Annotated in this window: 22 protein-coding genes; 19 read left to right on the forward strand and 3 right to left on the reverse strand. The window is 55.2% G+C overall.

Features of this window, described 5'->3' with window-relative positions; all coding sequences use genetic code 11:
- Positions 1-41: 41 nt before the first annotated feature.
- Positions 42-485: a universal stress protein gene (locus M8T91_RS07900; protein ID WP_301418495.1), complete on the reverse strand. Its 444-nt coding sequence runs from the start codon at positions 483-485 to the stop codon at positions 42-44.
- A gap of 147 nt (positions 486-632) precedes the next feature.
- Between M8T91_RS07900 and M8T91_RS07905 the strand changes: the two genes are divergently transcribed.
- The 4 genes from M8T91_RS07905 to M8T91_RS07920 all read left to right on the forward strand — a co-directional run bounded on the left by M8T91_RS07905 (position 633) and on the right by M8T91_RS07920 (position 4,911).
- Positions 633-1,157 (forward strand): hypothetical protein, encoded by a 525-nt coding sequence (locus M8T91_RS07905; protein ID WP_301418497.1) that lies wholly within the window; start codon positions 633-635, stop codon positions 1,155-1,157.
- 214 nt (positions 1,158-1,371) lie between these two features.
- Positions 1,372-4,059, forward strand: a complete 2,688-nt coding sequence (topA, locus tag M8T91_RS07910; protein WP_301418499.1) for a type I DNA topoisomerase — start codon at positions 1,372-1,374, stop codon at positions 4,057-4,059.
- Entirely contained in the window at positions 4,056-4,550 is a 495-nt protein-coding gene (locus tag M8T91_RS07915; protein WP_301418501.1) for a DUF6586 family protein, read from the forward strand. The genes topA and M8T91_RS07915 overlap by 4 nt, the downstream gene beginning before the upstream one ends.
- 103 nt (positions 4,551-4,653) lie before the next feature.
- A complete protein-coding gene (locus tag M8T91_RS07920; RefSeq protein WP_301418503.1) occupies positions 4,654-4,911 on the forward strand; it encodes a hypothetical protein in 258 nt (85 codons plus the stop codon).
- Between the two features lie 72 nt (positions 4,912-4,983).
- Here the strand turns inward: M8T91_RS07920 and lexA are convergent, their stop codons facing one another.
- Positions 4,984-5,589, reverse strand: a complete 606-nt coding sequence (lexA, locus tag M8T91_RS07925; protein WP_301418505.1) for a transcriptional repressor LexA — start codon at positions 5,587-5,589, stop codon at positions 4,984-4,986.
- A gap of 160 nt (positions 5,590-5,749) precedes the next feature.
- Here lexA and M8T91_RS07930 point away from each other — a divergent pair, with 160 nt between their 5' ends.
- From M8T91_RS07930 to M8T91_RS07955, 6 genes are all read left to right on the forward strand, one after another.
- Positions 5,750-6,388 carry an LOG family protein gene (locus M8T91_RS07930; RefSeq protein WP_301418507.1) on the forward strand — a complete coding sequence of 213 codons (639 nt, stop codon included), beginning with the start codon at positions 5,750-5,752 and terminating at the stop codon, positions 6,386-6,388.
- Positions 6,389-6,763: 375 nt separating this feature from the next.
- Positions 6,764-7,396: a TetR/AcrR family transcriptional regulator gene (locus M8T91_RS07935; protein ID WP_301418509.1), complete on the forward strand. Its 633-nt coding sequence runs from the start codon at positions 6,764-6,766 to the stop codon at positions 7,394-7,396.
- Positions 7,397-7,443: 47 nt separating this feature from the next.
- On the forward strand, positions 7,444-8,460 hold the full coding sequence (gene nagZ, locus M8T91_RS07940) for a beta-N-acetylhexosaminidase (RefSeq protein WP_301418511.1): 1,017 nt from the start codon (positions 7,444-7,446) through the stop codon (positions 8,458-8,460).
- A 306-nt stretch (positions 8,461-8,766) separates the two neighbouring features.
- The gene (locus M8T91_RS07945) at positions 8,767-9,888 is read left to right on the forward strand and encodes a mechanosensitive ion channel family protein (RefSeq protein WP_301418513.1); all 1,122 of its coding nucleotides are present in this window, start codon (positions 8,767-8,769) and stop codon (positions 9,886-9,888) included.
- Between the two features lie 273 nt (positions 9,889-10,161).
- Complete coding sequence (locus M8T91_RS07950; RefSeq protein WP_020413094.1) at positions 10,162-10,377, forward strand: cold-shock protein; 216 nt, start codon at positions 10,162-10,164, stop codon at positions 10,375-10,377.
- A 506-nt stretch (positions 10,378-10,883) separates the two neighbouring features.
- Positions 10,884-12,368: a bifunctional 2-methylcitrate dehydratase/aconitate hydratase gene (locus M8T91_RS07955; RefSeq protein ID WP_301418520.1), complete on the forward strand. Its 1,485-nt coding sequence runs from the start codon at positions 10,884-10,886 to the stop codon at positions 12,366-12,368.
- A 137-nt stretch (positions 12,369-12,505) separates the two neighbouring features.
- Here the strand turns inward: M8T91_RS07955 and M8T91_RS07960 are convergent, their stop codons facing one another.
- The gene (locus M8T91_RS07960) at positions 12,506-13,480 is read right to left on the reverse strand and encodes a porin (protein ID WP_301418522.1); all 975 of its coding nucleotides are present in this window, start codon (positions 13,478-13,480) and stop codon (positions 12,506-12,508) included.
- 332 nt (positions 13,481-13,812) lie between these two features.
- Here M8T91_RS07960 and M8T91_RS07965 point away from each other — a divergent pair, with 332 nt between their 5' ends.
- From M8T91_RS07965 to uvrC, 9 genes are all read left to right on the forward strand, one after another.
- A complete protein-coding gene (locus M8T91_RS07965) occupies positions 13,813-16,335 on the forward strand; it encodes a DNA internalization-related competence protein ComEC/Rec2 (protein WP_301418524.1) in 2,523 nt (840 codons plus the stop codon).
- An 81-nt stretch (positions 16,336-16,416) separates the two neighbouring features.
- A complete protein-coding gene (locus M8T91_RS07970; protein ID WP_301418526.1) occupies positions 16,417-17,040 on the forward strand; it encodes a MotA/TolQ/ExbB proton channel family protein in 624 nt (207 codons plus the stop codon).
- Positions 17,041-17,055: 15 nt separating this feature from the next.
- Complete coding sequence (locus tag M8T91_RS07975) at positions 17,056-17,475, forward strand: ExbD/TolR family protein (protein ID WP_301418527.1); 420 nt, start codon at positions 17,056-17,058, stop codon at positions 17,473-17,475.
- Between the two features lie 86 nt (positions 17,476-17,561).
- A complete protein-coding gene (gene msbA / locus M8T91_RS07980; RefSeq protein WP_301418529.1) occupies positions 17,562-19,391 on the forward strand; it encodes a lipid A export permease/ATP-binding protein MsbA in 1,830 nt (609 codons plus the stop codon).
- 9 nt (positions 19,392-19,400) lie between these two features.
- Positions 19,401-20,435 (forward strand): tetraacyldisaccharide 4'-kinase, encoded by a 1,035-nt coding sequence (gene lpxK / locus M8T91_RS07985; RefSeq protein ID WP_301418531.1) that lies wholly within the window; start codon positions 19,401-19,403, stop codon positions 20,433-20,435.
- Positions 20,425-21,192 carry a 3-deoxy-manno-octulosonate cytidylyltransferase gene (gene kdsB / locus M8T91_RS07990; protein WP_301419050.1) on the forward strand — a complete coding sequence of 256 codons (768 nt, stop codon included), beginning with the start codon at positions 20,425-20,427 and terminating at the stop codon, positions 21,190-21,192. Before lpxK ends, kdsB begins: the two co-directional genes overlap by 11 nt.
- A gap of 12 nt (positions 21,193-21,204) precedes the next feature.
- Positions 21,205-22,221 carry a UDP-N-acetylmuramate dehydrogenase gene (gene murB, locus M8T91_RS07995; RefSeq protein ID WP_301418534.1) on the forward strand — a complete coding sequence of 339 codons (1,017 nt, stop codon included), beginning with the start codon at positions 21,205-21,207 and terminating at the stop codon, positions 22,219-22,221.
- Between the two features lie 581 nt (positions 22,222-22,802).
- Positions 22,803-23,456 carry a response regulator gene (locus tag M8T91_RS08000; RefSeq protein WP_301418536.1) on the forward strand — a complete coding sequence of 218 codons (654 nt, stop codon included), beginning with the start codon at positions 22,803-22,805 and terminating at the stop codon, positions 23,454-23,456.
- A gap of 41 nt (positions 23,457-23,497) precedes the next feature.
- The gene (gene uvrC / locus M8T91_RS08005; RefSeq protein WP_301418538.1) at positions 23,498-25,312 is read left to right on the forward strand and encodes an excinuclease ABC subunit UvrC; all 1,815 of its coding nucleotides are present in this window, start codon (positions 23,498-23,500) and stop codon (positions 25,310-25,312) included.
- The last annotated feature ends 11 nt before the right edge of the window (positions 25,313-25,323 follow it).

Raw genomic sequence — 25,323 nt, forward strand, 5'->3', positions numbered from 1 at the left:
GAAGAGTAGTGGTTTACCAAACCTTCACCGCTTCCCACCAGCTATTTATCTTCCAGGTGCACGCGGATTGCCAGCACATCGCATTTGGCCCCGTGTAACACCCCATTGGCGGTCGAGCCCAGCAACAGGGCCAGACCGTGGCGGCCGTGGCTGCCGATAACGATCAGGTCTGCCCCCAGGTCCGCGGCCAGGCGATGTATCTCGGTAGAGGGCTGGCCGAGAATGACGTGTTGTCGTTCGGTGGGAATATTCAGCGCATGGGCAGCCTTGCGGAGCTGTTCCTTGGCCTGGGTTTGCAATTGCTCCTGGACTTCGGAAAGGTCCATAGGGATATCTCCGCCATAGGCAAAAGTCAAAGGCTCTATGGCATGTACCAAACTCACCTCTGCGCCAAATGCCCCCGCAAGCGCAGCGGCTTTTTCCAGCACCTGCGAGGACTCCTCGGAGAGATCAAGGCCGACCAAAATCCGTTGATATTCCGCCATAATGTGCTTTCTCCCGTCTCTATTATTGACTCAATGAATACACCCTTTCGACAGTCATTTTCAGTCTACCGTAAAAAAACTGTTTGACACAGATCATACGAAACAGCGCAGAATGGCGGTTTTTGTCTTTCATTGGGGTGATTGGTGATGTCCGAATGGTTACCAGTGATCATTATTGGCCTCGTCATTGGGTTGGTATTGGGGCCGGTGATGTGGCTGAAACCCAACCGTCGAGACCGCCAACTGGCGGACTTGCGCAGTCGGGCTGCGCGGGCGGGCATTACTGTGCAGATTCAGGCCCTTCCGGCCACCGCTGGCAGGGGGACTGCCGCCGTTTATTCCCATCGGTGGCAGGACCGCAAAGGGCTGCGGGTTGGCTGGACGCTCCAGCGCCAGCGGGTGGCGCACGAGTTGAATTTTGCCGGACGCTGGGATTGGGGTAGCGGTCCCGCTGCTCCCAAATCCGCCTGGCATTATCTGCATCAATTACTGGAAAAAGTGCCAGTGAACACCTATGCAGTCGTAGCCACTGATGTGGGATTAGGCATCCAGTGGGAGGAGTCGGGTGGAGGGCAGACCTTTGCACAACTGTTATCGGCACTGGCTGAATTCGGTCCGCTGATAGAGGGGGCCATTCGCAAACCGAGCCCGGTAAGGCCCGTGGAGAACTAGTCTTTCGAGGCCCGATACCCGCAAGAGGAGCCAGGTGCTACGCCTCCTTCCCAGTCCTTTAAAGGGTGGGGATATTTGCTGTCTGGCACAGAAAATTGTCAGCTTTGCTTGACCGCGCACTGGCTGGAGCTTATATATTCGCGCAGCGCAAGCTTGGACTGGCAGCTTGCCGGGCCTTAAACAGCAGTAAATTTTTATTTCAAATCAGAGAGTTATGGGTAAATCACTGGTCATTGTTGAATCACCGGCCAAAGCGAAAACCATCAACAAATACCTCGGCAAGGACTTTGTGGTTAAGTCCAGCGTTGGCCATATTCGCGATTTGCCCACAGGTGGGGGCCGCAAAGGGCCTGTTGATGCTAAGGCGCGGGCGCGACGCGCGGCGGAAACCCGCAGGCTCTCCCCGGAGGCGAAAGCGGCATACAAGCGCAAAAAGAGTCACGAGCAACTGATTAAACGCATGGGCATAGACCCGGATCACGGCTGGTTGGCACATTACGAAATCCTGCCAGGCAAGGAAAAAGTTGTCAGTGAATTGCGCAAGCTCGCCGAAAACGCTGACCATATCTACCTGGCGACGGACCTGGATCGCGAGGGAGAGGCAATCGCCTGGCATTTGCGCGAGGCCATCGGCGGTAGTGACGACCGCTATCGCAGGGTAGTCTTTAACGAAATCACCAAGTCGGCAATTCAGGGCGCCTTCAAAGATCCCGGGCGATTGAATATCAACCGGGTGAATGCCCAGCAGGCACGGCGTTTTCTCGACCGTATTGTCGGGTATATGGTATCGCCGCTACTTTGGGAAAAAGTGGCCAGGGGGTTGTCTGCAGGGCGCGTGCAGTCTGTGGCCGTACGCCTTGTCGTGGAGCGGGAGCGGGAGATCCGTGCCTTTATTCCGGAAGAGTACTGGTCCCTGTTTGCAGACACAAAAACCGATAATGCCGACAAGCTGCGCCTTGAAGTCAAAAAGCAGGCAGGTCAGGTATTCCGGCCCGTCAATGAGGCCCAGGCGAATAGCGCCGTGCGGCAACTGGAGTCCAGTGCGTTTGTTGTTAGCGGGCGGGACGACAAACCGACCAGCTCCAAGCCCGGTGCCCCGTTTATCACCTCGACATTGCAGCAAGCGGCGAGCAACCGCCTCGGTTTCGGTGTGAAGAAGACCATGACCCTGGCTCAGCGTTTGTATGAAGCGGGGCATATTACCTACATGCGTACCGATTCCACTAATCTCAGTGGCGAGGCTGTGGAATCTGCCCGGGAATATATCGGCGAGCACTACGGCGATCCGTATCTGCCGAAGGTGCCTAACACCTACAGCAGCAAGGCAGGGGCCCAGGAGGCCCACGAGGCCATTCGACCCTCCGATGTGCGTGTGGGCCCGAATATGCTATCGGGGGCAGAACGCGATGCGGAAAGGCTCTACAACCTAATCTGGCAACAGTTTGTCGCCTGCCAGATGACGCCAGCACAATTTACCTCTACCTCAATCGTGGTCAGCGCCGGCGAATTTGAACTGCGCGCTCGCGGCCGGGTTATCCGCTTTGACGGGTTCCTCAAAGTGGCGCCTTCCGGGGGCAAAAAGGAGGAGGATCTGGAACTGCCGGACGTAAAAGTCGGCGACAGGCTCGCCCTGCAGAAATTGGACCCGAAACAACATTTCACCAAACCCCCAGCGCGTTTTAGTGAGGCGGCCCTGGTGAGAGAATTGGAAAAACGCGGCATTGGCCGGCCCTCCACCTATGCGTCAATCATTTCCACCATTCAGGACCGCGGCTATGTGCGTTTGGAAAACCGGCGTTTCTACGCGGAAAAGATGGGCGACATTGTTACCGATCGCCTCAGTGAAAGCTTCAAAAATTTAATGGACTATGGTTTTACCGCGAACCTGGAAGAGTCCCTGGATGCGGTGGCCGAGGGGGAGAAAGGTTGGAAACAGTTACTCGATGAGTTCTATCGGGACTTCTCCGCTCGCCTGGAAAAGGCGCAGTCTACCGATAAGGGCATGCGTCGCAATACTCCGACTGACACGGATATTACCTGTAGCAGGTGCGGACGCCATATGCAAATTCGCACGGGTTCCACCGGGGTATTCCTGGGCTGTTCCGGTTATGCTCTGCCCCCGAAGGAGCGCTGCGTCAATACCATGAACCTGGTATCCGGCGATGAGGCGGTGGATGCGGACACAGATGAGGAAGCGGAATCCCGCCTTTTGCGCGAGAAGCGCCGTTGCGCCAAATGTGGCACGGCCATGGACAGCTACCTGCTGGATGAGCACCGCAAGCTCCACATCTGTGGTAACAATCCAGATTGCAGCGGTTATGCAATTGAGCAGGGCACCTTTAAGATCAAAGGGTACGATGGCCCGGTGATCGAGTGTGACAAGTGCGGCAGTGACATGCAACTGAAGTCTGGCCGTTTTGGTAAGTACTTTGGTTGTACCAATGAAGCTTGTAAAAACACCCGTAAGTTATTGAAAAATGGCCAACCGGCGCCGCCGAAAATGGACCCGGTGCCCATGCCGGAGCTGGTGTGCTTGAAAGTGGATGACCACTATATTCTGCGCGATGGTGCCACCGGGCTTTTCCTGGCCGCGAGTCAGTTCCCTAAAAAACGCGAAACACGCGCCCCCCTGGTCAAAGAGTTACTGCCTCACCAGAGCGAAATCGACCCCAAGTACAGCTTCCTTTTTTCTGCCCCGCTCAAAGACAACGAGGGGCGGGACACGGTGGTGCGTTTCAGTCGTAAGATGCAGCAGCAATATGTGCAGTCTGAAGAGGGGGGCAAAGCGACAGGATGGCGTGCTTTCTATCGCGAAGGCACTTGGCAGGTTGAGCCCGGTGGTAAAAGCACCGCTGCCAGACGTAAACCCCCGCGCAAGAAAGCCGCTCAAGGTAATCAATGACGAATCTCTATACGGGTCTGGTTGTCTCTGCGCTGCGCAAATGCCAGCTGTTGTTACAGTTGTCTGGCGAATCTGCCTTGCAAAACAGGGCCCTGCAAGAGGCGGCCCTGTTTCAGTTGTGGAAAGCCTACAAGGCTTACCTCGCTGAGCTGGCAAATGAATTGCAATTGGGTTTCGAGCCCGAGTCATTGCAAGTAGTCCTGGATAGTCTCAAGAGCCGGGGAGTGGTCAGTAGTGAGGCCAGGGAATTGTCCTTGCTCTACGCTGATCCAGATAGCTGGTTGAGCAAGCTGCTTCAATGCTGGAGAAAGCTGCAGCAGTATGCTCCCACACCCACAATGGAATCCGCGCGGAAAGGGGCAAACCTGATCCCACTGTGCAGTATGGCCTCCCCCACATCCGGTGCGCTTTCTGCTGAAATACTGCTGAAGTGGCATGGTGCTCTGAGCGAGTTGGTGCGCAGGCAGCGCGCCAGTTTGGAGGAGTGTTAAGGGTACCTGTGTACCATTTGCTTCGCTTGACTGCGCCCACTGAAACTTATAAATAGCCTGTGTTACACTGGGCGCAAATTGATTTGTGGTGAAGGAAAAGCAAATGTCCTCCGAAACTTTTGAGATTATCGAACTGGCCAATGGCGATGTGGCTTTGCGTCGCAGCGGCCACAAGGAGGACCCTCTGGTGAGTATCCATTTCTCAGCCGAGAGTCTCCAGTTTATGAGAAAACACAAGGTGGCTATTGCCCGGGCTATGCTGGAAGCGGGCATTGAGGCTGTACACAATCTGGATGACCTGGAGCCGGGTTACTTTGAGGAAGACGAGGAATCACTGCCGGTTAACCATACGATCCATTGATCGAGGGGTTACCCCGAAGAGGTTTCAACAGCGGCCAATGGCCGCTGTTTTTCGTATTAAGGCGTGATCAAATCAAGGGGTTTGGCGAATGACGCCCACCGCCAGCCCCTCAATCACAAAGTGGTTGTCCCGCATATCCACCTGAATGATGTCGAAGTCCTCATTTTCAGGCAGCAACTGCACCGCCGCCTGGTTGCCTTTGCGGCGGAAGCGTTTCACGGTGACCTCCTCGTCAATACGTGCCACAACAATCTGCCCATTCCTGACCTGCTCGGTTTTCTGTACCGCGAGCAGATCCCCGTCGAGTATGCCCGCATCGCGCATACTCATCCCGTGTACCCGGAGCAGGTAGTCTGCCGGCGGGCGAAAGAAGTTGGCAGGGAGATGGCAATAGTCCTCGATGTGTTCTGCCGCGAGAATGGGGTGGCCTGCGGCAACACGACCAATGATGGGAAGGCCGGATTGGTGGTCGGGAATCCGAATGCCGCGGGAAGCGCCGGCGACCATCTCAATGGCTCCTTTGCGCGCCAGGGCTTTCAGGTGCTCTTCTGCGGCATTGGGTGACCGGAAGCCCAGCTCCTGGGCAATTTCCGCCCGGGTTGGCGGATAACCAGTTTCTTCCAAATAGGTTTTGATCAGCTCTAGTACTTGGGTTTGTCGGGCAGTGAGATTGGTCATGGGGTTACCTGGTATTCTGTATTTTTATACAGTTGCTGGGATTATATACAGAATTGATGTCTATGCAATCCCAATGCACCCCCGCTGTATATGCTGCTACATTGGTTATGAAAACTGGGAATGAAACACGATTGTTGAAAGGCCTGACAGAGAGGGAACGATGCTGGATGCAAAAATGGCCGAGGCATGGCGGGTGCTGCGTATACAGTCGGAGTTGGTAGATGGCATTGAGCGTTTGATTGCACTCAGTGGCGCGGTTACGGTTTTTGGGGGCGCGCGTTTTACCGAGAGTAGCCCCGAGTACCGGCAGGGTGTGAAGCTCGGTGAGCTATTGGCCGCAGAGGGTATTTCGGTAATCACCGGTGGAGGACCGGGTTTGATGGAGGCGTGTAATCGCGGAGCTTTTGCCCTGCCGGGTACTTCAATTGGGTTGAACATTGAGCTTCCTTTTGAACAGACAGCCAACCCGTATCAGGATATCAGTTTAAATTTCCGTTATTTCTTTGTGCGTAAATTTATGTTTGTCAAACACGCTGTGGGCTTTGTGGGTCTGCCGGGGGGTTACGGTACTTTGGATGAATTGTTTGAGGCATTAACTTTGGTTCAGACACAAAAAGTGCGGCGGTTTCCCATTGTATTAGTGGATAGAAACTACTGGCGTGGTCTCTACAACTGGCTGGTGGATACGGTCTTGGAGCGAGATTGCATTGATGCAGGCGATCTGGATTTATTCCATATCGTGGAAACGGTAGAGGAGGCGGCAGACCTGATACTGCAATTTATGCGGCCCCAGGAGTAAGCGGAATTTTTCCCGTGTGTTGCGCCTGCCTCCTTCTCGTATTTTAATCGGCAAACAAAGCGTCGCATTTAAAAAACAACGCAATTGAACGGGCTGCTTTTGTGACTCGCACCGGCCCGGAGCTGCTGGCTGCGCCGCTTGTGTTGCAATGACCCGGCAATGTATGCCACGGCCGGGTTAGCCATAACTGAGCGAATCATACCTCTCCAAAGGAGCGGTCTGTATCGACAATGTGCTCCCAACCGCTAGCCCCCTGATCACAGCCTCAATGATTGATCGGGATGTGGGAGTAGAATAGGGTGTCGACAGACCGGCGGTGGAGTGTGCTAGTCTGGCCAGAATCAAACACCTGTTTTAAATCCTGGTTGACTGCTTATGAGCCATACGGACACCGTTAGCCGCATACTGGACGCCGCAGAGATCCTGTTTGCGGAGCGCGGCTTTACCGAGACATCCTTAAGGACAATTACCAGCACGGCCGGGGTCAACCTGGCCGCCGTCAATTATCACTTTGGTTCAAAGAAGGCATTGATTCAGGCGGTGTTTGAACGTTTTTTAACCCCGTTCACCTGCGCGCTGGAGTCAGAACTGGACGGGTGTGCTGCATCTGGTCGACACCTGCGTGTGGAAGACCTGCTGGGGAGTCTCTACCGGGTGGGGCTCGGCAGCCTCGGTGAACATGGTCGCGATCCCCAGCGTTTCATGCGCCTTTTAGGGTTGGCCTATACGCAGTTCCAGGGGCATTTGCGCCGTTTTATCGTGTCCCGGTATGGCGATAGCTACCGCCGTTTTGCCGGTCTGCTGGCAGAGGCCCTCCCCGGGATAGACCCCGTCACCTTCTACTGGCGCCTGTACTTCATGCTGGGTGCAACCATCTTTACACTGTCGAGTTTCGATGCCATAGAGGCTATCCTGAGAGAGGATTTTGGTGCGCAGAGCAGTTTGCCAGAGACCCTGGAACGACTGGTGCCTGCTGCCGCTGCCATGCTACAGGTTGTTGAAACATAGCCTCTGAAAGGGGTGTTCAGGCGGCGGAACTATTCAAGGAGCTTATTATGTCCGCACCGCTGGGACCGATTATGGTCGATATCGAGGGACTTGAACTTTCCAGTGAGGATTGTGAATTGCTGCAGCATCCACTCGTGGGAGGGGTGATTTTTTTCGCGCGTAACTACCACAACCGGGCCCAATTGCAGGAGTTGATCGCGGCGATCCGTGCGTTGCGCCCGGAGTTGTTGTTGGCTGTCGATCAGGAAGGGGGCAGGGTCCAGCGTTTTCGCGATGAATTTACCCGTCTGCCATCCCTGCAGTCCCTGTCCGCAAGAGCCTCACAAAAGCAATTGCGGGATGTGGGTTGGCTGTTGGCAGCGGAATTGCTGGCAGTGGGAGTGGATTTCAGTTTTGCGCCGGTTTTGGATGCAGATGATGCCTACAGTCGGGTTATTGGTGACCGCAGTTTTTGCGCAGATCCGAAACGCCTGACGGCATTTGTACGCCCATTTATTCAGGGTATGCGGGAGGCGGGCATGGCGGCTACCGGCAAGCATTTTCCCGGCCACGGCCACGTGCTTGAAGACAGCCATATGGAATTGCCCGAGGATGGGCGCACCCTGGATCAGGTGATGGAGTCCGATGCCTTGCCATTTATTGATTGTATCGGTACCTCGGAGCTGGACGCAGTGATGCCGGCTCATATTCACTTCGTGAATGTCGATGACCGGCCTGTGGGCTTTTCCCGCTACTGGCTACAGGATATCCTGCGGGGACGCCTTGGCTTTGACGGGGTTATCATTAGCGATGACCTTTCCATGAAAGGTGCCGCTATCATTGGCGGCTATGGGGAGAGAATTCGGGCTGCCCTGGAGGCCGGCTGCGATATGGGGGTAGTGTGCAACAATCGTGAGGGGGCCCGGGAAGCCCTCGCCGCCCTGCAGGGGTTTGTGCCACAACCAGAATCCCGTGTGCGCCTGAGCGCCATGCGCGGCAGGCCCTCTATCACTGCCTGGGCTGAACTGGAAACGAATGCCCGTTGGCACAGAACGCGCGACTGGCTTTCAACCTGGCACCATTGACTGCCGCCGGGTGGATCGCTGTGGATTGTTGGTTCTTCAGAGTATCCATGGCACGCGTTTTAGCCTAGAGAATTTCCGGGTATTCAGCGGCCGTGAACCCTCTGCCCTACCTGTCCGATGAGATCGTCAAGACAAATGGGCTGACTCTGCGTTACAGCGCCATCGCGGTTGCGTCTGAGATTGTTGGCTTGGTGCCAATAAGGTATTGAGATTACCTCTGGCTGTGGTGCCAGGGTAGCCCCACCCTAAGGTGGAAGCGTTGAGGAGGTAGGGGGCTGTAACGTTGTTAGCATTTAGGGGGTATTGGTGGAATCTGTAGAGCACTTACTTCTGACCTGGTTTGGTGAGAATCGCGCCTGGATCGTGATCGTCTTCCTGTTCGTGCTGATTGCGGCAGTAGTTGCCTGGATGTATGGCCGTTTCGTCCTGCGGTTCGCAGCTCGGGCTGAAAAGACAGAAAATCCCTGGGATGATGCCCTGGTGCGGGCACTGTCGCCCCCGGGGCAGGTTTTGGCGTGGCTACTGGGACTGACGCTTGCGGCGCAGTATGCCGGACGGGCAACCGGTGCGGAAATCTTCTCTGTGGCAGAACCGGTGCGTGAGATAGGGCTGATCCTGGTTCTGGCCTGGTTTGCCTGGCGCTTCTCCCACAGTATCGAGTGCAACCTGAGCAATCCCCGCTATATCGGCAAGCCGATGGATGCAACCACGGTACGCGCGATCGGCAAGCTTGTCAGGGCCTCTATAGCCGTTACCGCTGGCATTGTGATTATGCAGTTTCTGGGCTACAGCGTGAGTGGCCTGCTGGCGTTTGGTGGGATCGGTGGACTGGCAGTCGGTTTCGCGGCCAAGGACCTGCTGGCGAATTTTTTTGGTGGCCTGATGATCTATCTGGACCGCCCCTTTGCGGTGGGGGACTGGATTCGATCGCCAGATAAGGAGATTGAGGGCACAGTTGAGGATATTGGTTGGCGCCTTACCCGGATACGCACATTCGATCTGCGCCCGGTCTATGTGCCCAATAGCATTTTCACTCAGATCGCAGTAGAAAACCCTTCTCGTATGCTAAACCGAAGGATTTTCGAAACTATTGGAATCCGTTATGAAGACGCGCACTTGATGGCGCCGATTGTTTCAGATGTAAAGGCAATGCTACAGCGACACCCTGAAATAGATGTCAATCGAACACTTATCGTTAACTTCAACAGCTTTGCCGCCTCATCGTTGGATTTCTTTGTATATACGTTTACGCGAACGACGGACTGGATCCGTTTTCACGAGATTAAGCAGGAGATTTTGTTATCAATCTTGAAGATTGTCGAGAGCCACGGCGCTTCCTGTGCATTTCCTACCTCTACCGTGCATATTGCCGATATTCCTTCATTAACGCAGGAAGCGGTGTGTGACAGCTCGCCGCAGGTACAATAAGATACATGGGAGTCATATTAATACTGCCCTTTACTAGGCTTTTGACGGTTAATTACGCGGATAGGTACAAAGCTAGTATTTATTTCACATAGAAAACTAGACACTGGCGCTATTTTATCTAAAAATCAGTTTACGTTCGCTGGATTTCTGTCCAAAGGATGATTCAAGATAGCATTCTGCACTGTGCAGTCTGTTAACAATAGGGTGGCGTTTGTCCCTCTTTACGCATGGGGTAATAGAGGTAGGCGCAATAACAATAATGAGGTTGTCTCAATGAGTGATCGCGTTACAGGTACTGTGAAGTGGTTTAATAACGCAAGGGGTTATGGCTTCATCACCTGTGGAGAAGGAACTGAAGATATTTTTGTTCACTACCGCAGCATCCGCGGTGAGGGTTATAAGACCCTTAATGAGGGGCAGGCGGTTGAGTTCGAAATGCAACAAGGTGACAAAGGACTGCTGGCGGAAGATGTTGTTCCCTGTGAGTGATTCTCGGATTGCTCGTTGAAAGAACTGTTGTCGTGTGGGGTTTGGTGGTTGTTAGCTGCCAGCTCTGCCAGCGCCTCTATAAAAGCGGGTCTTTTGGCCCGCTTTTCTATATTTTGTTCAATGCCCTAGTGGCCGGTTTGCCCGGCAATTTCAATGACGTTAGCGGAAATGTCATTAGCGGCGTTTTTTCAGGACTTTGAAATGCTGACGCAACGAACAGTACTGTTTGTATTTCAGGGGTGATTGCCGGAGGGTTATGCGCACCTCACGGTTTATTGTGATCGTGAATAAACGCGCGCAGAGACTTTGGTGTCAGATTTTTTTCCACTTCACACTATTTTGTGGCAGTGGCGGCAAGGCCCGGCGTAATATGAATCAAACAGGTATCCGGTTGACCCGTGTCTTTTGGATACCATGGTTTGAGTCCTGGCGGTTGGCGCTCTCGAAGAGCTTGGAGATCAACAGCAGTTACACTCTATGCGCTTCTTCAACAGGGAAGTCCCACTATGCACCCCGCTGTCGAGCAGAATACCCGGCCCGATTATGATCCTGTGATCCAGGATATCGCTGACTATGTGCTGAATTACCCGATAGATTCCGATGCAGCCTGGGATGCAGCGCGCTATTGCCTGATGGATGCCCTTGGCTGCGCACTGCTGGCGTTGCGTTTTCCTGAATGTACAAAGTTGCTGGGTCCTGTGGTGGAAGGAACCTGGGTACCTGGTGGCGCGCGAGTGCCGGGCACCCGGTTGCAACTGGATCCAGTGAAAGCGGCCTGGGATATCGGCTGTACAATACGCTGGCTGGATTTCAACGATACCTGGTTGGCCGCGGAATGGTGTCATCCCTCCGATAACCTGGGCGCCATACTCGCGGTGGGCGACTTTCTGTCGCGGGAGCAGTTGGTGCAGGGCGGCCCCCAGATGTCGATGCAAACAGTGCTTGAGGCCATGGTCAAAGCCTACGAGATTCAGGGTGTGCTGGCGATGGCAAACAGCTTTAACCGTGTTGGCCTTGACCATGTAGTCTTGGTGCGGGTAGCTTCAGCGGCGGTCACGGCCTGGATGAAAGGTGGCAGCCGGGCGGAAATAATGTCGGCAGTATCCCTGGCCTGGGTAGATGGCAGCGCCCTGCGTACCTACCGGCACGCCCCCAATACCGGTTCACGCAAGTCCTGGGCAGCGGGAGACGCTGCATCCAGGGGGCTTTGGCTTGCGCAGATGGCACTGCGTGGGGAAATGGGCGTTCCCACCGCACTCAGTGCAAAACAGTGGGGTTTTTACGATGTCTGTTTTAGCAAAACCAATGCGGATCAGAAAGTGAAGGTGGAGGGAGACAGGCAGTTTCTATTTTCCCGCGGCTATGGGTCTTATGTGATAGAGAACATTCTGTTTAAGGTTTCCTTTCCGGCCGAGTTTCACAGCCAGACTGCCTGTGAAGCAGCCATTGTCCTGCACCCACAGGTGGCTGAAAGGCTTTCGGAGGTTGACAGGATTGTGGTGACAACGCAGGAGTCAGCGATTCGTATTATCTCCAAACGTGGCCCATTGACGAATACGGCGGATAGGGACCACTGTCTCCAGTATGTGGTTGCGGTGTCGCTGTTATTGGGCAATCTGCAGGCTGAATACTACGAAGATGATTTCCATAGGGCGCATCCGGAAATTGATGTGCTGCGCGACAAAATGTCGGTGATTGAAGACGGAGGCTACTCAAGGGATTACCTGGACCCGGACAAACGCTCTATTGCCAATGCAGTGCAGGTTTTTTTTCGGGATGGCAGCTCAACAAAAAAGGTCGAGGTGGCATATCCCATTGGACACCGCCGTCGCCGGCAGGAGGGAATTCCCTTGCTGGAGCATAAGTTCCGCCAGAACCTGGCCTCGCGCTTTCCTTCGGGCCAAGTGGAGAAGGTTCTGGCGTTATGCCAGGATCAGCAACGCCTTTGCAGTCTGCCGGTACATCGCTTTATGGATTTGTTGGTGATTTAGTGGCCCGTGTTGTCAGCGGTGAAAGGATTGGCAGGCGAGTCTTCAAACGGCGGCCAGTGGCCGCCTGTTTGAGTACTCACAGGGTAGGGTGATCAGATAGTCCTTCCCACTTGGAGTCGACAGCATGGCAAGCGCGCCTAGAATTTGTACTCGGCGCCGATGCCTGCGTAGTTGCGGTCGTAGCCAGCCTCTGCACTTTCGTCAGTGTAGAAACCAAAAACCTTGGCCGCGCTGCTGAACTTGTAGTCGACCCCAAGGCTATAGGTTTTACCATCCTCTTTGACAATGTCGGACTGGCCGTATTGGGCTTTCAGGGTCCACGGCTCGATCTTGTAGGCAACAGAGCCCATCCAACCTTCCTGGCGGCTACCGTCAGCCTTCTCCTGGTCTTCGAAAAGGGCACCAACCTGCAGGGGGCCAATATTGTATTGGGCGACGAAGCGCTGAACGTCACGGTCATTCTCTTCAACATCCTGGTCAACGGCGTAGGCCAGGTAAACACCGTTGTTGTCGTAAGCAATCGAGACGGAAACACCGTTTTCCCGTGTGATTTCCCTGAGTATTTCATCCCCGGCTTCATCCAGGCCGATTACCTCATAGCCAATGACTGCGTCTTTGTGGCTGAAGTAAGCGGCAGAAGCTTTAAAGCCAGCGAAAGACGGAGTTGTGTACTGAAAGCTGTCTGCTTCGCGGTTGTCGCTCTTGGTAATCAGACTCTTGATGTCGCCCTCCAGGTCGTTGAACAGATCCACTTTCTTTTGGGCAACTTTTAGGGGGGTGTCAAACTTGCCGGCGATAACCTGGCCGAAACCGCCCTCCAGGCCAGCGTAGATATTGCGTTGGGAAAAGGTATCTTCGGCATCGCCGTCCATATCCACTTCGTATTCCATACGGTAGATACCCTTGATACTCTCCGTCAAAGCGATTTCGCCCTTCACGCCCAGGCGGGAGGCATTGCTCTGGACGTCGGTGGCAGAGCCATCTCCCTCGTCGAAGGATTGCAGAGTGACATTGGCTTTGCCGTAAAAACCCACTATTTCGCCTTCGTCCTGAGCAATGACCACAGTGGGGATCAGGGTAACGATGGCCAGAGAGAGCGCGGTCTTGTTCATAATCGTCTCGCACAGTTTATGGTTTTGGGCAGAGGGGGTCTTTTCGTTCACTTGTATTGGCGCCCCCTCAATCTGGTGCGGATTCTGCGTCCTAAATATTACAAAAATGTTAAACATGGCACTTTTTTTAAAATAATATGACCGATAAGTGTCATTCAGAGGTGCTAATGTCGCCGGGCGGCAGTAATAAGCTAACGATACCCCGTTTCTTTTGCCTCGCTTGTACCTGTGTTGGGTTTCTAGCTGTCCCAGGCTTGATGCAAGTGCGCATGGGGGATATCGCCTGTTGATGTGAAGGCATTGAATCGGGCGGGCGCTGCGGGGAAATGGATATGCCTTATTTGTGGAGGGTATCAGGTGAGAAACAACTCTGGGGTCCCACCCTGCTGCTCTGGTTATTTTCACTGTCCATCATAGGCCTTGGTTGCCTTCCTGAACTGCCTGAAACAGGGCTGCTGCTGGGCGCCTATGTGGCATTGGCCCTGGTACTGCTGATATGGCCTCGCTACAGACCCGCACTGATACTGCTGGCAGCTTCCCTTGCCGGTGCCGGCTGGGGCTTGTGGAGCAACCAGAAAGCGCTGCAACAACGCCTGCCCATTGAGAGACATGGCTCCGACCATCTGCTTCGAGTCCAAATCGTATCCCTGCCGGAAATCCGCTCCAGTACCGGCGATCAATGGGGCGGGTCGGTGGCAGGCAGTGTGCGTTTTCAGGCGGTGGTTTTGGGGACCCCTGCGGACACAGGGCGAAGCCCGGTTGCAGCGGGTAGCCTCTTGTATCTCACCTGGTATCGTGTCGACGCCGACACTCTGCCCCGACTGCGCGGCGACAGCCGCTGGTTGTTGCCGGTGCGCCTGATGCGCCCGCGGGGCAGTGTGAACCCTCACAGTTTTGATTTTGAGCAATGGCTTCTGCAACGGGGGATATATGCAACGGGCTATGTGCGCCCTGGAGATGCGACCCCGCTGTGGTTGGGGCGGGGTACGGGAATCGCGTCGCTGCGTGGTGTGCTGCGCGACAGGCTGCACGCACTGCCGGTGGGGCGGACAGCACTGATCAGTGCGCTGTTGCTGGGCGATCGCAGCGGTCTTGTTCAGGCGGATCGAGATCTGCTGAAGCGGACCGGTACTGCGCATCTGCTAGCGATTTCCGGGCTGCATGTGGGAATGGTCGCGGGATTTCTATTGCTTTTCGGTCATGGTATTGCCCGGGGCGTCGGTATTTTGACAGGCACCACCCCCGCTGTCCTGCCTGTGGTATTGGCTCTGGCGGGCACCCTGATCTATACCCTGTTAGCCGGTGCGCCCCTCTCAGCGCAGAGGGCGTTGGTGATGACCTGGGTCTTGCTGCTGGGTTGGCATTGGCGGCGTCGTATTGGTGCCGGCATTGCCTTTGCCCTGGCACTTGCCCTGGTGCTAGCCCTGCAGCCGCTGGCTTTTTACGCAGTGGGATTCTGGTTGTCGTTCAGTGCAGTCGCAGCCCTGCTGTTGGGTTTCAGGGGGCGCTTGGCACTGGGACCTGTGCCGGTATCGACTGCCCAGGTGTCGGAAGCGGAGGCCTATCCCGCAATGCAACCCCTTTGGCTCACCCATATTCTGCAGCTGCTGCGCAGCCAGTGGCTGGTAGCTCTGGGATTGATTCTGCCTTCGGCAGTCTTTTTCTCCGGTTTCAGTGCCGGCGGTATGTTGTTTAACCTGGTAGCGATTCCCTGGTTGGGTGTGCTTATCCTGCCTGTGCTGATGTTGGGCGCTCTGTTGATGGAGACGGCCTTGGGGCTTCTCTGTTTCAGGTTTGCCGGCTGGCAACTGGATCTTTTGATAAGGTGCCTGGAGACAGTGGATCGCCTGCTGCCCAGTTGGCAGACCCTGGCGGCGCCGCACGACCCGGTACTGCTGGCGGTTGCCGCGCTGGGTGTACTGGTGCTGTTGCTACCACGGGGTTGGCCGGGGCGCAAGCTGGGCTGGCTGTTTCTGCTGCCTCTGCTCCAGCCACTGCTGCCTTTGTCGATGCCGGAGCGCCAGGGGTTTCACTTCACCGCCCTGGATGTCGGTCAGGGGCTGGCCCTGGTGTTTTACTCTTCACAAGCCCATGTCGTCTATGACGCGGGTCCCCTGTCTTCAACCGGTTGGAACGCCGGTAGCGCCATAGTCGTCCCTCACCTTGCGGCGGCGCGGGCTACCACCCTGGATGCGCTGATTGTCAGCCATGGGGACAGGGATCACGCCGGTGGTGTACAGGGGGTGCTGAAGACTTTCCTGCCGGAGAGGCTGTTTGCTCCGGGGCGATTGGTATTCAAGCTGGCGGGTAATTCCAGTGTGCCAACGGAACCCTGTGTGGCCGGCAGAAGCGTCAGTATCGGCGATATCACTATTGATTGGCTCTGGCCTCAGGGAGAGGCGCTGAGCGGTACAGAAAATGACCACAGTTGTGTCGCCCTGGTACAGTGGCGCGAGGTTCGATTGTTGCTGACAGGGGATATCAGCAGTGCGGTGGAAAGCCACTTACAGCAGAGGTACCCCGACTTCCCGCCAGTGGATCTACTAGTGGCACCACACCATGGGTCCAGAACTTCGTCATCGACAAGTCTGCTGGTTTGGTCGAAGCCGAAGAGGGTTGTTTTTAGCGCAGGTTTCCGCCATCACTTTGGCCATCCCCATGCCGAAGTGGTCGAGCGTTACCGCACAATGGGCACGCAAATCTTCAATACCGCGCAAAGTGGCGCGGTGGCATTTACTTGGCGGGAAGGCATAGGCCAGCCCCAGGTGAACCTGGCCCGCTCCGCTGCGCGGTTTTGGTATGCGGGTCACAGCGATGGGACAGGACATGGTAGAGGACTTAGCCGCCGGGAGTAGCTGTGATAAAGTGCTGAACCCGTATCTGTTATGCAGTAGATACACTCCCGGAATCCCTCTCGCTGTTTAGGGCTGAGAAACGTGTTAGAAATCATAAAATCCGGTGGCTGGCTGATGCTGCCGATCCTGCTCTGTTCCGTTGCTGTGATTGCGATCTGTATTGAACGCTTGTGGACATTGCACCCTCAGCGCATAGTGCCGCCAACCCTGTTGAGTGAAGTTTGGGGGTGGCTGAAAAACAATCCGGTACAGGCGGAGCAACTCAAAGCGTTGCGGGACTCCAGCCCCCTGGGGCGCATTTTTGCCTCCGGCCTGTCCAGTTCCCGCTATGGTCGCGAGGTGATGAAAGACAGTATTGAGGAGACTGCGAATCAAGTGGTACATGAACTCGAGCGCTATTTGGGTGTGTTGGGCACGATTGCAGCAGTTGCGCCATTGATCGGCCTGCTCGGCACCGTGATTGGCATGATCCAGGTTTTTACCGCCATTATGCTGGAGGGAACCGGTAATGCCGGGGTACTGGCCGGAGGTATCAGCCAGGCCTTGATCACCACCGCTGCAGGCCTGACCGTGGCTATTCCCGCGCTGATGGCGCACAGATATTTCCAGCGCCGGGTGGATTCCATTGTGGTTGCGATGGAACAGGAGGCCGTAAAGCTGGTGGATGTTTTGCACAGTGACCGCAACATCAAAGCTGTAGCCTGAGCGAGGTTGCAGCCGATGCACTTTCGCCGCCAAGCCAAAGAGTCTGATGGAGTGAACCTCACGCCGCTGATTGACGTGGTTTTTCTCCTATTGATTTTCTTTATGGTGTCTACCACTTTTACCAAAGAGAGCCACCTCAAGCTGAATCTGCCGGAAGCCGCTGGACCCCAGGCGGCAGAGGAACCCCGTGCTGTGGAAATTTTGATCAGCGCAGACGGTACTTACGCCGTGGAGGGCCAGGCGTTGATCAACAAAAAGCTGACCACCTTGAAATCCGCACTGTCAGAAGTTTCCGCAGGCGAGTACAATCGCCCGCTTGTGATCACCGCTGACGCCACTGCCCACCATCAGGCCGTGGTTCGGGCACTGGATGCCGCTGGACAGTTGGGCTTTGTCAACCTAAGCATTACTACACGGCAACCGGAACAAAACTAGCGCGCAGAGCCTGTATCTGGCTGCGACAGATGGTGGGCTTCGCGCGTGAATGCACCCCGTTTGGGTGCGTCCATTCATTGGTCTGTATGAAGAGAGTAACCCCGCTCCCCAGCAAACCCCAACACGGGGCGCAAACCTATCGCCGACTACTCATTTACGCCCGGCCGCATATCGCCATTTTTGGTGTTGCAGTCCTGGGGTTTTTGCTGTTTTCTGTGATGGGCGTCAGCCTGATTGCCGTTACCGAGCTGCTGCTCGATGCCGTGGGGGCAGGTATTTCGGAAAAGCGCGGCTTTCTCTCCAAATTTGTGGCTTCCCACTATCCCGGTGGCGTGATGCCCCAGGAAACCGCGCGCTGGCTGGTACCTCTGGCGATGCTGTTGATTATTGTGTTGCGGGCGCTGGGCAACTTTATTGGCAGCTACGGCCTTGCCTACGTGGCACGCGCGGTGATTCATCAGCTTCGCACCGAATTGTTCGAAAAGATCGGTCAGCTCCCCAGTGCCTATTTTGACCGTTATACCGGCGCCTACCTGATTTCCAAAGTTTCCTATAACGTTGAGCAGGTAACCAATGCCATCACCAAGGCGATCAAGGTGCTTTTCCGTGAATCCTTTACCACGCTCGGCTTGTTGATATACCTGCTGTTAGTGAACTGGAAACTCACTTTGACCTTTTTTCTGTTTGCGCCGCTGATCGCTTTTATTGTGCGGGTAGTTGGCAAGCGATTTCGAAAATTGAGTCATCGCATTCAGAACTCCATGGGAGATGTTACCCATGTCACCCAGGAAGCTATCAATGGCTACCAGGTTGTGCGCATGTACGGTGGTCAGGCCTATGAGCGTTCCCGCTTTCTGTCTGCCAGTGACAATAATCGCAGACAATTTATGAAATTGGTGGTGACTAATACTGCCAGTGTGTCGGTTATCCAGATTTTGGTAGGGCTCTCGACGGCCACTATTGTATGGCTGGCCTTGGCACCGGGAATGGTGGAGTCCATGACTGCCGGGGTTTTTGCCGCCTATATCGGTGCTGCGGCCTCCCTGGCAAAACCGGTGCGCAGTCTCTCTGAGGTGTTTGCGGATATTCAAAAAGGCATTGCTGCGGCAGAGAGCATCTTCGAGGTAATGGATGCGCCTAAGGAACCCCAGGGGGGTAACCAGAGATTATCCAGACCGGTGCGTGGGGCGGTCAGTTTTGATGCACTGGAGTTCAGCTATGACGAGGCCGCACCGAAAGTACTTGAAAGGATCAGCTTTTCTGTGGGAGCGGGGGAAACTGTGGCTCTGGTCGGGGCCTCGGGTTCCGGCAAAAGCACCCTGGTAAGCCTGCTGGCCCGTTTTTATGAACCCAGTGGCGGGCGTATTCTGGTGGATGGCACAGATATCTCCACTGTACCTGTCACCGAATTGCGTCGTCATATCAGCATGGTATCGCAGAATATTGTTCTGTTTAACGATACCGTTTACCGCAATATCGCCTATGGCGAACTGGAAAATGCTCCTCGTAAAAATGTACTGCGCGCCATAGAGCAGGCGCATGCGGCTCAGTTTATTGAAGCATTGCCTCAGGGGCTGGAGACCGCTCTGGGTGACAATGCGCAGACACTCTCCGGCGGCCAGCGCCAGCGCCTGTCAATTGCAAGAGCTCTGCTCAAGGATGCCCCCATTCTTATTCTGGATGAGGCGACTTCAGCATTGGATAATGAATCCGAAAGCCATATTCAGGCCGCCCTGAAGGAGGTGATGAAAAACCGCACGACGTTTGTCATTGCCCATCGCCTGAGTACGATTGAAAATGCAGACCGTATCCTGGTGATGGAGAGGGGCCGTATAGTGGAGAGCGGCGATCACTCGGAGTTGCTCGCACGCGGTGGGCATTATGCCGTATTGTTGCAACGGCAGACGATGGGGTAGGGCACGGGGATGTCACTGGAAGACTGGTTCAACAGGCGCTGGTATCCAAAAAAGGGCGGGGGGCGGGCTCTCTATCTGCTCACTCCGCTGGAGATACTCTACCGTCAATTGAGCGAGCGGCGCAGGATCAGGAAGGCCCGCAGGCCGCCACTGCCACTGCCGGTGCCGGTCATTGTAGTGGGTAATATCACCGTTGGTGGTGCCGGCAAAACGCCGTTGGTTGCGGAACTCGCGCGCTGGTTGAAAGAGCGAGGCAGAAACCCCGGTATTGTCAGTCGCGGATATGGCGGGCGGGCCAGGCGCTACCCCTACCAGGTGACGGCTCAATCACACCCGCTGGAATGCGGGGATGAACCTCTGATGTTGCACCTGATTTCCGGCGTGCCGGTGATGGTTTCCCCCAATCGCACAGAGGCAGCCCGGGCACTGATTGATTATCACCAGTGCGATGTCATTTTGTCCGATGATGGTTTGCAGCACTACGGTCTTTGGCGCAGCCTGGAAATTTGTGTGGTGGATGGCCTGCGCGGTCTCGGCAATGGGCATATGTTGCCGTGCGGCCCTCTGAGAGAGCCCCCAACGCGTTTGCGGACTGTGGATATTGTGGTGAGTAGCGGCGAGCCCGATACGTGCGTCAGGCAACAGTGCGGGGAGCTGCTGGATTTCCCGATGACACTGGAGCCCTCTTGTTGGCACCAATTCAACCTCGATCAGACCTCTACACTGCGATTGCCCTCGGGGCCGGAACCCGGTCCCTGCCACGGGGTGGCGGCGATCGGCAATCCCCGGCGCTTTTTTCGCACACTTCGCCAACTGGGCTTTAGGGTGATGGAGCAGCCCTTTGCCGACCACCATCAATTCAGCCCGCAGGAACTGCACTTTGATGGTAAAACACCGGTCATCATGACGATGAAGGATGCGGTAAAATGCCGCGATTTCTGGCAGAGCCACTGGTGGGCGCTGGAGGTGCGCGCCAGGTTACCCGATTTATTCTACCAAAAGGTGCACCGGCACCTGCAGCTGTTTTCTGATGATGAAAAATAATTGCCCTTTCGATGTCATTATCCCCGCCCGTTTCGCCGCCAGTCGATTACCGGGCAAGCCCCTGGCGGATATTGCTGGCAAACCCATGGTGCAGCACGTCTATGAACGAGCGCGGGAAAGCAGCGCCGAAAGGGTGATTGTCGCCACTGATGATATGCGCGTAGCCGAAGTCGTGCGGGCATTTGGTGGGGCGGTGTGTATGACCTCGGCGGATCATGCCTCCGGCACTGATCGCCTGCAGGAAGTGGCAATGAATCTGGGGCTTGCCGACGACCGTATACTGGTGAATGTGCAAGGGGATGAGCCTCTGATCCCGGCCCCGGTTATCAACCAGGTTGCACAAAATCTCGCGGCAAACGCCCGTGTCGGTGTGGCCACCCTGGCGGAGCCTATTCAGACCCTGGATGACTTTCGCAATCCGAATATTGTAAAAGTCGTCGCTGCCAAATCGGGGATGGCGCGCTATTTTTCCCGCGCACCCATACCCTGGCCGAGGGATGCCTTTAGCCTGGAAGCCACGGAACTGCCCGCTGGTCTGGAACCCCGCCGTCATATTGGCATCTATGCCTATCGGGTGGCGCTGCTGACAAGCTTTGTATCCTGGCCCGTGGCCCCGCTTGAGCGGTTCGAAGCTCTGGAACAGCTGCGTTTTTTGTACCACGATGAACATATCCATGTAGCCGATGCCTGTGCGGCAGTGCCTGGTGGTATAGATACGGAGTGGGATCTTCAGCGCGTGCGAGCGTTTTTCGGCTAAAGCTGTTTTCCGATGATAGAATCCGATATCGATTTACAACCCCACAATACCCTGGCAATTTCTGCTCAGAGTGCCCATTTTGCGCGGGTGCAAACCCTGGATCAGTTGCGGGAAGCTCTGACCTTTGCGCGGCAGCGGCGCCTTCCTATTTTACCCTTGGGTGGCGGCAGCAATATCGTCTTGACCGGGGATTTTCCCGGCCTGGCTATCCAGTTGGATCTTCGGGGTCTTTCAGTCAAGTCTGGCGACTTTGGCCACACTGTCTGTGCCGCTGCCGGAGAGAATTGGCATCAATTGGTGATGACGACGGTAGAGAAGGGATTGGGCGGGCTGGAAAATCTTGCCTTGATCCCGGGTAAAGTGGGTGCAGCGCCAATTCAAAATATCGGTGCCTATGGAATCGAGTTGCGCGATCGTTTTAGCAGCCTGCAGGCAATGGAAATTGCCAGCGGGGAAATACATAGATTCGATACTGGAGACTGTGCCTTTGCCTACCGCGATAGCGTATTCAAGGGTTCACTGCGAGACCAGTACATCATCACCCAGGTGAGTCTGGCGCTTCCCGGCGCATGGGAGCCCTGTATCGGCTATCCCGCACTACATGGGTATCTGCGAAAGTGCAATTGGGAGAGTGGCGCGCTGACGCCGGCTGTAGTGGCACAGGCAGTGACGGATATCCGCAATAGCAAATTGCCGTTGCCGGAGATCATTCCCAATGCTGGCAGCTTTTTCAAGAACCCTGTCGTGGAAACCGCGCACTATGAAAGCCTCAAAGCGGCACACCCGGGTTTGGTGGCTTTTGTGGCGGGGGATCGCTGGAAGTTGGCTGCGGCATGGCTGATTGATCGCGCCGGTTGGCGGGGGGTCCGGCGCAATGCTGTGGGGGTTCACGATTCACAGGCTCTGGTGCTGGTCAACCCCGGCAGGGGCAGTGGGGAGGAGCTGACGGGGCTGGCCGAGGAGATCGCCGCTGATGTGTATGCCAAATTTGGCGTGTCACTGGAGCCCGAGCCACGCTATTACCCGTAGCGGAGCGCTCCAGTTGAAAGGCAGCCTGCTAACGGCGCCGATCCAGGGTTTTCAACAGCTCTGTTATTCCCATATCGCTCCCAGTGTTTTATGCAGTTACCGCTCAACACTGGATTTGATAGGAAATTTCAGCGCCTAATTATCTGTATGTCATATAATTCAACAGATATTTGTGACGTGGTAGATGCTCCAGTTTCTATAACTGAAAGAAATTGAATGCGGGAAATATATTTCGAATCCTATTATCCATAGAATCTTCGCTATCTGGCTTTTTGCCGTGCAAATTGTGCGGAATAAAAACCTGTTGATCGCAGGAAAATAACTTGGTACGTTTTTACAGTGTAACGGTTGCCGATAAACGCAGCAGATTTCTTTGCCGATCAGACTTTTTGGCAGCATTTGAAACGGCAGCTTTGCTTTGCGGTAGCGTTTTTGTCTGGTATGTTGTCGTTGGATTCTCGGGGTGGATCTGTGCGGGGCAGTTTCCCCGCAATTAAAAAGAAGAAGGCAGTTTTGAGGGCACTGGCGATGGGGATGAATACGCTGCGCAATCACTGCACTTATCCGTAGTTGGGGATAGCTTGATCAAAGTCTTGGTTGTAGACGATCACGATCTTGTGCGAATGGGGATTTCGCGCATGTTGAGTGACGTCGAGGGAGTGGAGGTCGTTGGCGAGGCAAATTGTGGCGAGGAAGCCCTGGAATTTGTGCGCCAGCGTGAAGTCGACGTGATTCTCATGGATGTAAAAATGCCCGGTATGGGCGGGCTCGAAGCGACCAGAAAACTGCTGCACCGTTGTCCGCAGGCGAAAGTTGTCGCAGTGAGCGCCCTGGATGACGATTTGTTCCCCAATCGCCTGATGGAGGCGGGTGCCCGCGGGTATGTCACCAAAGGTGCTGACCTGGCAGAGATGGTGAAGGCAATTCGGACCGTGGTGTCCGGTAAGGTGCATCTCAGTAAAGCCATGGCGACGAAAATGGCACTGCGCAATGTCTCCGGTCACGCGGGCAACCGCTCTCCGTTCGAAAAACTTTCCAAGCGTGAACTCCAGACCGCTGATATGATCGTCAATGGGGCCAAGGTTGCAGAGATTGCTCAGGCGCTCTCTGTCAGCCCCAAAACAGTAAACAGCTACCGTTACCGGATTTTCGAGAAGCTGAATATCAGCAGTGATGTTGAATTGACCCTGCTTGCAATCAAATACCAGATACTCGATCCCGAGGGGGCCTTTTAATTTCAGCGGGCAGGTGCCAGCCCAGTAAAACTGACTGCCAGATGTTTGACAGCAAGCGTTTTCTTTCCTCCGTTACCCGAAAGCCGGGTGTCTACCAGATGTTTGACGCCGACAACCATATTCTCTATGTGGGCAAGGCGAAAAACCTGCGCAATCGCCTTTCCAGTTATTTTCGCAGTTCCGGTCTCACTGCCAAGACCATGGCATTGGTGCAGCGCATCAACACCATAGAGGTTACGGTTACGCGCAGCGAGACGGAAGCGCTGGTGCTGGAGCAAAGCCTGATCAAGTCGCAGCACCCACCATACAATGTCATGCTGAAAGATGACAAAGGTTATCCTTATATCTTTCTTTCAAGTAGCGATGCTTTCCCTCGCATTGGCTTGCATCGCGGTGCCAAAGGCCGGAAGGGGCGTTATTTTGGCCCTTTTCCCAATGCCTCCTCAGTGCGTGAGAGTCTGAACTTCCTGCAAAAGACCTTTCGTATCCGCTCCTGTGAAGACAGTGTCTTTCACAACCGCTCACGACCTTGTCTGCAATATCAAATACAGCGCTGCACGGCGCCCTGTGTGCATTTCATCGGGGAGAAGGAGTACCGTCAGGATGTGCGTCATGCCGAGATGTTCCTCACTGGTAAGAGCGACAGTATTATTCGGGAGTTGGCTGATGAAATGGACGGTGCCTCCAGAGCCTTGGCCTTCGAGAAAGCCGCGCGCTTGCGCGACCAGATTTCCGCACTGCGACGCCTCCAGGCTGATCAGGTGGCTGAGGGCGACAGCGGTGATGTGGACGTGCTTGGGGTTGCCAGTGAGGCTGGCAGCTGTTGTGTACACGTGCTGTTTATTCGCTTGGGGAGAATATTGGGCAGTCGCAGTTTTTTTCCCAGCGAGCGTCTCGGGCTGAGTCATGCAGCGCTGTTATCCGCCTTTGTGTCGCAGTTCTATATCGGCAGTCCACGGGAAATCCCCCGCGAAATTCTCGTATCCGAAGCCCTGGAGGATGTGGTGCCGCTGCAAGAGGCCCTGGGCGCACAGGGAGGGCACGAGGTTGCTATAGCACACAAATTGCGCGGTAAACGCGCCACCTGGGTGGAGATGGCCGAACAGGCGGCCCGACAGAATTTGAGCAGCCGCACTGCCGCACAGCAGAGACTGTTTGACCGTTTTGAGGCACTGCAGGACGTGTTGGATCTGGAGCAGCTTCCGGAGAGGTTGGAGTGCTTCGATATCAGCCATTCATCAGGTGAAGCGACGGTGGCATCATGTGTTGTATTTGATACCGCTGGCCCGGTCAAATCGGACTACCGCCGGTTCAATATTAAGGGCATCCGGGCCGGAGATGATTATGCGGCCATGGGTCAGGCGCTCAAGCGACGCTATACCCGCTTGTCGGGAGGCGAGGGCAAGTTCCCCAATATTCTGTTGATTGATGGCGGAAAGGGCCAGGTTAACCAAGCGTTAGACGCGCTCAATGCGCTGGGTGTGGTTGGCGTACAGATTATTGGCGTTGCTAAGGGCGCCACGCGCAAAGCGGGCTTTGAGACCCTGTATGTGGTTTCCAGTAACAAAGAGCTTGTACTGTCTGCCGACTCGCCCGCTTTGCATTTGATTCAACGGGTTCGCGACGAGGCACATCGATTTGCCATTGCGGGTCACCGGGCGCGCCGGGACAAAAAGCGGCGGGAGTCACCCCTGGAGGGCATTGCCGGGGTGGGGCCCGCCCGCCGGCGGGCGTTGCTGCGCCATTTTGGTGGCCTGCAGGAGGTCAAACGGGCCACAGCGGCAGAAATTGCCAGTGTGGAGGGAATCAGCCGCAAACTCGCACAAACTATATACTCGGTACTGCATCAGGAATAGTCGGGCGATAA

The organism is Microbulbifer sp. MI-G (genome assembly GCF_030440425.1).
Lineage (GTDB): Bacteria > Pseudomonadota > Gammaproteobacteria > Pseudomonadales > Cellvibrionaceae > Microbulbifer > Microbulbifer spongiae.